We start from the raw sequence: 10,158 nt of genomic DNA, 5'->3' as shown, positions 1-10,158 counted from the left end.
CGGCGCCTGTACCTGCGCATGAGCCGGCGCGACATCGCCAGCCTGCTCGGCGTGGCGCACGAGACGGTGAGCCGCTCGTTCAGCGCGCTGGCCGACTGGGGCTGCCTGCGCGTGGACAACCGCGAGGTCGAGATCCTCGACGAATCGGCGCTGCGCGCCTGCACGCGCGGCACGCGCGGGCCGACCGACGACGGCGGCGTCCGCCACGGCCACGCCGCACGGCTGCGCAGCGCGGCGCGCGGCAGCGCCATCGCCGCCTGAAGAAGGCAGCAGCTGCGGCTTTTCACCTAGGAGCAGCAGGCGGCGAAGCGGTTAGTGTCGGCGTCCGGGAGTATTCCGGGAGGCCTCATGAGTTCGCACACCTCCACCTGGCCGGCTGCACCGGCCGAGACGCTGGCCCAGGCCCTGCATGGCTGGTGGCTGTCGTCGATGCACCAGCCGCGCCGCCGCTCGCCGGCGCGCAAGTCGCACGACGGCCAGTCCACGGGCGACGACGAATGCCGCCGCTCGATGCGCGGCGTGCTCGAAGACCAGATCATCCCGCGCCTGCTGGTGGCTCACCGCGACGGCGCGGTGAACGCCCGCCCGACGGGCCGGCTCGATGCCCACGTGGCCGCTTTCGCCGCCGTCTGCGCCGCCGGTGACCGCACCGCGGCCGACCGGCTCATCGCCAGGCTGCGCGCCGAGGGCCACGAGGCCGACAGCGTGATGGTCGACCTCGTCGGCCCGGCCGCGCTGCTGCTCGGCCGCGAATGGGAGGAAGACCGCCGCAGCTTCGTCGACGTCACGCTCGGCCTGGTGCTGATGCACGAGATCATCCACACCATGGGCTACGAGTACCGCGACGGCCCCAAGCAGGCCGGGCAGGTGCAGCGGGTGATGCTGGCCTCGGCGCCGGGGTCGCAGCACGTGCTCGGGCTGTCGATCGTCAGCGAGTTCTTCCGCAAGGCCGGCTGGCAGGTGGTGCTGGAGGTCTCGCCGAGCAGCGCCGAGCTGTGCCACGCGGTGAAGAACGAATGGTTCGACCTGGTCGGGCTGTCGGTCTCGGTCGATGCGCAGTTGCCCACGCTGGCCGCGCTGGTCGGCAAGCTCAAGGCCGCCTCGCGCAACCCGGCGATGCCAGTGCTGCTGGGCGGGCCGGTGTTCACGCTATCGCCGCAGCAGGCCGCCCGATTCGGCGCGCAGGCGATCTGCACCGATGCGCGCGAGGCAGTGGCCACGGCGCACTCGCTGGTGGCGCGCTGAGCGCCCCCGTGCGGCTCAGTCGCTGAAGCCGAACCAGCGCCTCAGCGTCTCGCCCGCGCTGCGCACGAACTCGCGGATCGCCGCACCCGCCGGCGTCGGGAATTCGGCGCCCGGATCGACCAGCCCCTGCGCCAGCGCGCCGCGCATCGCGTCGCCGACCACGTGCAGCGCGTTGTGCGCGCCCTGGCCCCAGTAGTCGCTGCGCAGCGTGATGCGCGGATCGTTGAAACCCACCCAGGCGCCGGCCACCAGCTGCGGCTGCATCAGGATGAACCAGCCGTCGGTGTTGTCCTGCGTGGTACCGGTCTTGCCGGCCACGTCGGCCTGGATGCCCCAGGCCGAGCGGATGCCCTGCCCGGTGCCGCGGTTCACCGCGCCGCGCAGCATGTCGATCAGCTGGACGGCGACAGCGGCGTCGAGCACGCGCTCGCCCGGCGCGCCCGCTGGCGGCGCGAGCTGCATCAGCGGCTTGCCGCTCGCATCGGTGACCTTCGTCACCAGCAGCGGCGCCCGGTACTCGCCCTGCGCGGCGATGGTGGCATAGGCGCTGGCCATCTCGAGCAGGCTCACCGGGCTGGTGCCCAGCGCCAGCGACGGCACCGCCTCCAGCGCGCTCTCGCGTACCCCGAGGCGCTGCGCCAGGTGCTCGACCTTGTCGGCACCGACCTCGCCGATCAGCTGCGCGGTGACGCTGTTGCGCGAGAACACGAGGCCGTCTTCCATCGTCGATCGCCCGTCGGGCGCGGCGCTCACGTCGCGCGGGCGCCACCTGGAGCCATCCGGCAGGCGCAGGCTGACGTTGCGGGTGTCGAACTCGCGCAGCGGGTCGGCCCCCGCCTCCAGTGCCGCGGCGTAGACGAAGGGCTTGAAGGTCGAGCCCGGCTGGCGGCGCGAGCGCTGCACATGGTCGAAGGCGTCGAGCGCATGATCGCGCGCGCCCACCCAGGCGCGCACCGCACCGCTGCGCGGATCGATGGCCACGAAGCCGGCCTCCAGCCGTGTCTTGCGCTCGCGCAGCGAACGCATGAAGGCGGCGTCGGCACGCAGCGTGGCCAGGGCGTCCTCGGCGCTGCGGCCGTCTTCGTGCATCGCGGCGAACTCCGCCGATTCGCGGATGAAGTCGTCGACCAGCTCGCCGCGCGTGGCCCAGAAGTGCGCGAAGGGTTCGGTCTTCGCGCGAGCCGCCACGTAGGCGCGCGTGCCGCCGGACAGCAGCTTGCCGCTCTCGCGGCCCCACTCGACGTCGGCCACCGCCTGCAGCGCCTCGAGCTGTCGCGAGACCGCCTGGTTGGCGATGCGCTGCAGTTTCGGGTCGATCGCCGAGTGCACGACGAGCCCGTCGGCATAGAGGTCGTAGCCCAGCGGCTCGCTCCAGGCCAGCAGCCAGCGCTTGACGGCCTCGGCGAAGTGCGGCGCCGGGCCCTGGCCGAGATCCTGGCGCTCGAAGTCCAGCCGCAGCGGCCGCGTCTTCAGGCGTTCGGCCTGCTCCGCATCGAGCTTGCCGTGCTTGAGCATCTGCGCCAGCACGATGTTGCGCCGCTCGAGCGCGCGCTGCGGATGCAGCACCGGGTTGTAGACGCGCGTGCCCTTGAGCAGGCCGATCAGCGTGGCGCCTTCGGCCACCGTCAGCCTGGCCGCCGGCGTGTCGAAATAGGTGCGCGCGGCCATCTCGATGCCGTAGGCGTTGTAGTGGAACGAGACGGTGTTGAGGTAGGCCTCGAGGATCTCGCGCTTGGAGTAGCGGCGCTCGAGCCGGATCGCGGTGATCATCTCCTTGAGCTTGCGGGTGGCCGTGCGCGCGCGGCCGATCTCCTCGGGGAAGGCATTGCGGGCGAGCTGCTGCGTGATGGTGGAGCCGCCCTGCGGATCGCCGGCCAGCGTCTGCAGCACCGACGACAGGCTGCGCCGCCAGTCGATGCCGGGGTGCTCCCAGAAGCGGTGGTCCTCGGTGGCGATCAGCGCGTCGACCACGTGCGGCGGGATGCGCTCCAGCGGCAGCCACTCGCGCGGCGTGCGGCGGAAGGTGGCCAGCAGCGAGCCGTCGGCAGCGAGCAGCACGCTGGGCTTGTCGTCGCGCGCGGCGAGCAGCTTGTCCACCGAGGGCGTGAACGGCACCAGTGCAGCCGCATAGCCGGCCAGCGCGAGCGCTCCGGCGAGCAGCGCCAGCGCGGCCCAGCGCAGTGGACGGAGCAGGCGTCGCAGTTCCATGGCCGCGCATTGTCCGGTGCGGGTCGCGAGCCCTGTTACCGGACATGACTGGGATCAAGCCGGCGAACGGCTCGCTGCCTAGCATGGGCCGATGGCCTTGCGCACCCTGACCGCCGAGCAACTGCTCACCCGCTGCGATCCGGCATCGCTCTCGCTCACCGACGCACCGGCCGCGGCCATCGTCGGCCAGCCGCGCGCGGCCGCGGCCGTTGATTTCGCCCTGTCCACGCCGCATGCCGGCCATCACCTGTTCGTCGCCGGGCCGCCGGGCAGCGGCCGGCGTGCGCTGGTGCGGCAGGCGGTGCAGGCTCGGCTGCGCAACGACGGCGTCACCCGCAGCGACTGGGTCTACGTGAACCACTTCGCGCAGCCGCACAAGCCGCTCGCGCTGGAACTGCCGGCCGGCCGCGGCACCGCGCTGCGCGAGGACATGAAGACGCTGGTGCGCGACCTGCGCACCATGATCCGCACGATGTTCGAGTCGGAGGAATACGCCACCGAGGTCGAGCGCATCGACGCCGAGTTCAAGCAGCGCGCCGAGCAGTCGTTCATCGAGGTCGGCCGCGAGGCCCAGCGTCGCGGCCTGGCGATGGTGCGCACGCCGGTGGGCTTCACGGTGGCGCCGCAGAAAGACGGCGAGGTGATGCCGCCGCAGGTGTTCGAGAGCCTGCCGCCCGAGCAGCGCGCCGAACTGCAGAAGGCCATGGCCGAGGTGCAGGAACAGCTGGTGCGCGCGCTGCGCTCGTCGATGCGGCTGCGCAAGGAGCACGCCGACCGCGTGCGCGAGCTCAACCGCTCGATGACGCGCGTGGCCGCCGACCACGCGCTTGAAGACATCCGCGGCCGCCACGCCGACCTGCCCAAGGTGGCGGCGTGGCTCGACTCGGTGGCCGCCGACATGGTCGAGCACGCCGAGGACTTCCGCGCCCCGGCCGAGGAGGAAGACGGCGCCGAATCCAGCCAGGAGCACGGCGACCTGTCGCGCTACGAGGTCAATCTGCTGTTCGATGCCACTGCCAGCGACGGCGAGGCGCTGGTCGAGGCCGACCTGCCGACGGTGCCCAACCTGGTCGGCCGCGTCGACCACATCGCCCGCTTCGGCATGCTGCTGACCGACTTCCGCCTCATCAAGGGCGGGCTGCTGCACCGCGCCAACGGCGGGCACCTGCTGATCGACGCCGTCAAGCTGCTGACCCAGCCGTTCGCGTGGCAGACGCTGAAGCGCGCGCTGCTGCGCGGCGAGATCCGCATCGAGGCGGTGGCCGAGCAGCTCGGCATGAGCTCCACCGTGCAGCTCGAGCCCGAGCCGATTCCGCTGAAGGTGAAGGTGGTGCTGGTGGGCACCCGCGAGGTGTGCGCGCTGCTGCAGGCCTACGACGAGGAATTCGACGAGCTGTTCCGCGTGGTGGCCGATCTCGGCGACGACATGCCGCGCGACGCCGGCACGGTGGGCGCGCTGGCCACCGCGCTGGCCGGCCGGGCCGGCGAGGCCGGGCTGCTCGCGCCGGACGCCGCGGCCCTGGCCGCCTGCATGGACCACGCCGCGCGGCTGGCCGAGGACAGCGAGCGCATGAGCGCCCAGGTGCGCCGGCTGCTCGACGTGCTGCACGAGGCCGACCACCTGGCGCGGCGCGCCCAGGCCGGCGCGATCACGGCGGCCCATGTGCGCGCCGCCATCGCTGCGCGGCGCGAGCGCGCGGGCCGCATCGACGAGCGCCTGGGAGACGCGCTGCGCCGCGGCGTGCTGCTGATCGACACCGCGGGCGAGCGCGTCGGCCAGGTCAACGGGCTGTCGGTCTACGATGTCGGCGGCGAGCGCTTCGGCGCGGTGATCCGCATCAGCGCCACCGCGCGGCTGGGCCACGGCGAGGTGATCGACATCCAGCGCGAAACGCACCTGGGCGGGCCGATCCACGCCAAGGGCGTGATGATCCTCGCCAGCTTCCTCGCCGCACGCTACTCGCGCACGCAACCGCACTCGCTGCTGGCCAGCCTGGTGTTCGAGCAGACCTACGGCCCGGTCGAGGGCGACAGCGCCTCGCTGGCCGAGCTGGCGGCGCTGCTGTCGGCGCTGGCCGATGTCCCGATCCGGCAGGGCTGGGCGCTGACCGGCTCGGTCAACCAGGCCGGCCAGGCGCAGGCCATCGGCGGCGTCAACGAGAAGATCGAAGGCTTCTTCGACCTGTGCGCCGCGCGCGGGCTGGACGGCACGCAGGGCGTGCTGATTCCGGCGGCGAACGCCCAGCACCTGATGCTGCGAGAGGATGTGGTCGAGGCCGTGGCGGCCGGCCGCTTCGCGGTGCGCAGCGTCGAGGACATCGACGACGTGATGGCGTGGCTGACCGGCCTGAGCGCCGGCCGCGCCGACGCCGCGGGCGACGACACCGTCAACGGCCGCGTGGCGCGCCGGCTGCGCGCGTTCACGCGGGTGCGCCGCGGTGAGCCGCGTGCGCTGAAGCGGCCGCAGGTGCTGCGGCAGGTGGTGCGCATGGGCGGCGGCGACAGCGAGGCCTGACCATGGCGGCGCACGAGCAGGTGACGATGGTGCTCGACGACGCGGCCGTCGCCGCCGCGCTGCTCGACGCCTCGTGCGCGCTGGCGCAGCTGATGCGCCGCGAGCTGCAGCTGGTGTACGTGGAAAGCCGCGCCGCACTGGCCACCGCGGCGCTGCCGAGCACCCAGGTGCTGGCGCGCTCGGCCGCGGCCTGGGCGCCGCTGGCGCCGGCCGACGTCGAGCGCGGCTGGCAGGCTGAGGCGGCGCGGCTGCGCACCCTGGCCGGGCGCGCCGGCGCACGCCATGCGGTGGGCTGGTCGATGCGCGTGGTGCGCGGTGCGCTGGACGAAGCCGCGATGGCGCTGCGCGCCGAGACCGACCTGCTGCTGGTGGCCGGCGCGCCGGCGCCCTTCGCGTCGATGCGCCGGCCGCGGCGGCCGCACGTCGTCGCACTCGACAACGGCGAAGCGTCCGGCCGCGCCGCGCTGCAGGTGGCCGCGCAGCTGGCCCAGGCCCTCGGCGCGAAGCTGGAGACACGCAAGCTCGCCACCCAGCCGCCCGCGGCGGCCTGGGCGGGCGATGCCGACCTGCTGGTGCTGCCGGCGGATGCGCTGGCATCGCTGCCGGCCGGCGCGCGTCACGCGCCGCTGCTGCTGGTGGGGTCGGGGGGCTGAGCGGGGCGCGCCGGACAGGTCAGCAAATCGGCGATTGCTTGCACTCGCGCGTGGAACAGGGTCATGCGCTCTTGGCCATCATGAGTCGCTCGCGGCCGTCAGCCCGCCGGTGGAGCCGGTCGGATCGCCTGAAGTCCGGCGATCACCGGGTCCAGGACCGCAGTCACCCGCTCGACCAGCGCCTCGATCTCTTCCCGCCCGGCACCCTCCCTGCAGGCGCGCTCAAGCGCTTCGGCCGCCTGCCGGACCTCGTGGGCTCCCAATGTTCCAGCCGTGCACTTCAGGTCATGGGCGTGGCGTTCGGCTGCGCCGCCTCCCGCCACGAGCGCCGCACGCAGGCGTGCCCCGAAGTCGCGCTCGCGATCCCGGAACATGAAGAGGAGCTTGCGGTACAGGGCGGCGTCGCCGAGAGCACCATCCAGACCCGCACGCGAGTCGATGCCATGCAAGCCGGAGAACGGCGGGTCTTCAGCCGACGAACTCGCGGCGTTCGCCGCTCTGGGTGCGGCTCCAGGGCGCACCCAACGGGCGAGCGTGGCAAACAACTCCTCGATATTGATCGGCTTGGCGATGTGGTCGTTCATGCCGGCTGCCAGCACCTTCTCGCGATCGCCGACCATCGTGTTGGCGGTCATCGCAATCACCGGCAGGTCCCGGAACTGTGGCCGCTCGCGCAGCGCACGGGTGGCCGCGTAGCCGTCCATGACCGGCATCTGGCAGTCCATCAGCACGCCGTCGAAGGGATGCCGATCCAGCTGATCCAGCGCCTCCCGGCCGTCGCCCGCGACGCTGACCTTGACACCGGCGCGACTGAGCAGCTCGACGGCCAACTCCTGGTTGATGGCGTTGTCCTCCACCAGCAGGAGGCGCGCTCCGGCCAGATTGGCCTGATGGCCGAGCAGGGTCTCTTCGCGCAGACCCGTGCGTGTGGCCAACTGGATGGGACGGCCGAGCGCCGTGCTGCAGGCATCCAGCAGCGCCGACGGCGTGACGGGCTTGGTCAGCAGCGCAGCCGTGTGAACCCGCCTTTCGGCCAGGCGCTGTTGCACCTCGTCGCGACTGAAGGCGGTCAGCATCAGCACCGTCGGGGTCGGGTGCCGACCTTGTATGCGACGACTGATCCGGTCCGCGCACTCGATACCGTCGAGGGTGGGCATCTTCCAGTCGAGTAGAACCAGCTCGTACGGCACGTCGCGTTCGTCAGCGAGATCCACCATGCGCAGCGCCTCGAGACCGTCGACGGCCGTGTCGGCCTTCAAGCCCAGTGCCCCGCACATGCCGGCGAGCACTTCGCGGGCCGCGGCGTTGTCGTCCACGATCAGCGCACGCACGCCGGCCAGGCGCTCGCGGCCCTGCGCACGCGGTGGCGCAGCGAGCGCAGGCTGCACGCCGAATCGCACGCTGAAGTGAAATCTGCTGCCTTGGCCCGGCTGGCTGTCTACCGCGAGCTCGCCACCCATGAGGTGGACCAGCTGCCGACTGATCGCGAGCCCGAGCCCGGTGCCCCCATAGCGCCGGCTCGTCGAGGCATCGGCCTGCGAAAAGGGCTGGAAGAGCCGCTGCTGTTGCTCGGCGCTGATGCCGATGCCGGTGTCGCGAACTTCGAAACGCAGCAGTACGGAATCGTCGCGGCGCTCGATCATCTCGATGGCCACCACGACTTCGCCGCGTTCGGTGAACTTGACGGCGTTGTTGCCCAGGTTGAGCAGCACCTGACTCAGCCTCGAGGGGTCGCCCACCAGCGCCATGGCCAGCTCCGGCGGTTCGACGAACAGCAGTTCGAGGCCCTTCTCGTCGGCCCTCATGCCGATCACGTTGCCCAGGTTGTCCATCACGTCGCCCAGATTGAACGGGATGGACTCCATGTCGAGCTTGCCGGCCTCGATCTTGGAGAAGTCCAGGATGTCGTTGATGATGCCCAGCAGAAGCTCAGCCGAGGCATGGACCTTCTGGACGTAGTTCTGCTGCTGCGGGTTGAGTCCGCTTTGCAGCGCCAGGCGCGACATGCCGAGGATGGCGTTCATGGGCGTGCGGATCTCGTGGCTCATGTTCGCGAGGAACTCGCTCTTCGCACGGGTCGCGGCCTCGGCGCTCATCTGTGCCCGCTCGAGCTCTGCGGTGCGAAGTCGCACGCGCTCCTCGAGGGTTTCAAACGAGGTCTGAAGCTGTCCGACCATGTCGTTGAAGGCAGCGGCGAGCTTTCCGACCTCATCGGTGGCCGTGATTTCCACTGGCTGCAGGTTCCCGATCGGCCGGAGCCGGGAACCGGCTCCGTCGCGGTTGCCGGTGGTGATGCCCTTGACGGCACGGGTCAGGTTGACGATCGGGTCCGTCAGCCGCTTGACCCACAGGAGGCCGAGCACGACGCTGACCAGCAGCGTGCCGCAGGCCACGAGCAGGATGGCCAGAACGGTCTGACGGATGTTCGCCAAGGTGCCGTCGCGCATCGAAGCCAGGCCCAGTGCGAGTGGCGCCCGGTCCGCCGTCGGCCATGGCACGAAGGCGACGTAGTAGGACTTCCCTCCCGCCTCGACGATGCACCGGGACGACCCGCCTGTGCCGCACCCTGCAGCCTGTCGAACCGGTCCGATGGGAAACTGGGCGTTCATCAACCGTGCCGTGCCGTCCGAAGCCGACAGCACCGCAGGCAGCTTGCCGGTCTCGCGGGCAATGGCCTCGAGCATTTCCGTATCGATGACCTTGCGGAAGATGACCTCGACCAGCATGCTTCTCTTGCCGTCACCCGCCGCGACCGGAGGACGCGTGGTCGCGGATGGCACCGGTTCGCCGACCACGGACAGCTCGGAATAGAACCGCGCGGTAAAGCTGCGTGCGTCGTCGGTCATCAGGTCCTGAACCAGGCCCTCCACGGGCACGGAGACCTCGACCACCAGGTCGCCGGAGGGTGCCGTCAGGATCGACACATCCGTTGAGCGGCGCTCCGCCAGCGGGCGAATGGCCTGGGCAGGCGGGGGCGCCTCCTGCCACGCCGGCCAGCTGCGCAAGGGGAAGTTGCCCCACGCATCGGGCGACACGGCGATCCAGGTGGGCTTCCCGTCCTCACGCGGGATGCTCAAGCCGGCGCTCGAGGGAGATATGGCGTGGCTGAGCTGTCCTCCCATGTAGACGTAGATGCTGGAGAAGCCGCCGGTGCGCATGGCCAGCTGCAAGCGGTTGATGGAGACGGTCTTTCGATACCCGAGGGTTCGTCTCGTCTCCTCGCGCTCTGCGATGCCTGCAGGGTCCACCGCGTTGAAGCCCAGCCGCAGAAGCTCCCCCAGCTGATCGAGAATGGCGACATCGCCCACCGTGGATACGGCCACCGTCTTCAGGTGCTCGGACATGTCATGCCAGTCCGACTGCCAGACCTGCAGGTGGTTGTCCAGGCTCGCAAAGGCGGCATCCTCGTTCTGCCGGTTTGTGAAGTAGGAGGCCACCAGCGCATTGACGGTGGTGCTCAGCACGAGCACGACCACCAGCACCAGGACGATCTTCTGCTTGATCCCGACCATCATGCTCCCGACCTTCATGCGCCGA

The 10,158-nt window shown here is 71.1% G+C and carries 6 protein-coding genes; 4 read left to right on the top strand and 2 right to left on the bottom strand.

The window, feature by feature from the left end:
• Positions 1-261, top strand: a 261-nt coding sequence (locus tag AB7U92_RS01505) for a helix-turn-helix domain-containing protein (RefSeq protein WP_428574014.1), incomplete at its 5' end; no start/stop codon positions are given.
• A gap of 87 nt (positions 262-348) precedes the next feature.
• The gene (locus AB7U92_RS01500) at positions 349-1,245 is read left to right on the top strand and encodes a cobalamin B12-binding domain-containing protein (protein ID WP_428574012.1); all 897 of its coding nucleotides are present in this window, start codon (positions 349-351) and stop codon (positions 1,243-1,245) included.
• Positions 1,246-1,260: 15 nt separating this feature from the next.
• On the opposite strand, the gene AB7U92_RS01495 is transcribed toward AB7U92_RS01500, so the two are convergent.
• Positions 1,261-3,453, bottom strand: a complete 2,193-nt coding sequence (locus AB7U92_RS01495; RefSeq protein WP_428574010.1) for a penicillin-binding protein 1A — start codon at positions 3,451-3,453, stop codon at positions 1,261-1,263.
• Between the two features lie 91 nt (positions 3,454-3,544).
• Between AB7U92_RS01495 and AB7U92_RS01490 the strand changes: the two genes are divergently transcribed.
• Both AB7U92_RS01490 and AB7U92_RS01485 read left to right on the top strand, forming a co-directional pair.
• Positions 3,545-5,968, top strand: coding sequence for a Lon protease family protein (locus AB7U92_RS01490; RefSeq protein ID WP_428574008.1), 2,424 nt, complete (start codon positions 3,545-3,547; stop codon positions 5,966-5,968).
• 2 nt (positions 5,969-5,970) lie between these two features.
• On the top strand, positions 5,971-6,621 hold the full coding sequence (locus AB7U92_RS01485) for a hypothetical protein (RefSeq protein ID WP_428574006.1): 651 nt from the start codon (positions 5,971-5,973) through the stop codon (positions 6,619-6,621).
• Between the two features lie 98 nt (positions 6,622-6,719).
• Here the strand turns inward: AB7U92_RS01485 and AB7U92_RS01480 are convergent, their stop codons facing one another.
• Complete coding sequence (locus AB7U92_RS01480) at positions 6,720-10,151, bottom strand: response regulator (RefSeq protein WP_428574004.1); 3,432 nt, start codon at positions 10,149-10,151, stop codon at positions 6,720-6,722.
• Positions 10,152-10,158 lie beyond the last annotated feature (7 nt).

This window comes from Piscinibacter sp., assembly GCF_050175855.1.
In the GTDB taxonomy this organism is placed as follows: Bacteria; Pseudomonadota; Gammaproteobacteria; order Burkholderiales; family Burkholderiaceae_C; genus Piscinibacter.
This window is presented reverse-complemented; position numbering and strand designations above follow the sequence as displayed.

Excerpts from the sequence above, each read along its gene's own strand:
- AB7U92_RS01500 (WP_428574012.1), top strand. The coding sequence starts at position 349 with ATGAGTTCGCACACCTCCACCTGGCCGGCTGCACCGGCCGAGACGCTG.
- AB7U92_RS01495 (WP_428574010.1), bottom strand. The coding sequence starts at position 3,453 with ATGGAACTGCGACGCCTGCTCCGTCCACTGCGCTGGGCCGCGCTGGCG.
- AB7U92_RS01490 (WP_428574008.1), top strand. The coding sequence starts at position 3,545 with ATGGCCTTGCGCACCCTGACCGCCGAGCAACTGCTCACCCGCTGCGAT.
- AB7U92_RS01485 (WP_428574006.1), top strand. The coding sequence starts at position 5,971 with ATGGCGGCGCACGAGCAGGTGACGATGGTGCTCGACGACGCGGCCGTC.
- AB7U92_RS01480 (WP_428574004.1), bottom strand. The coding sequence starts at position 10,151 with ATGAAGGTCGGGAGCATGATGGTCGGGATCAAGCAGAAGATCGTCCTG.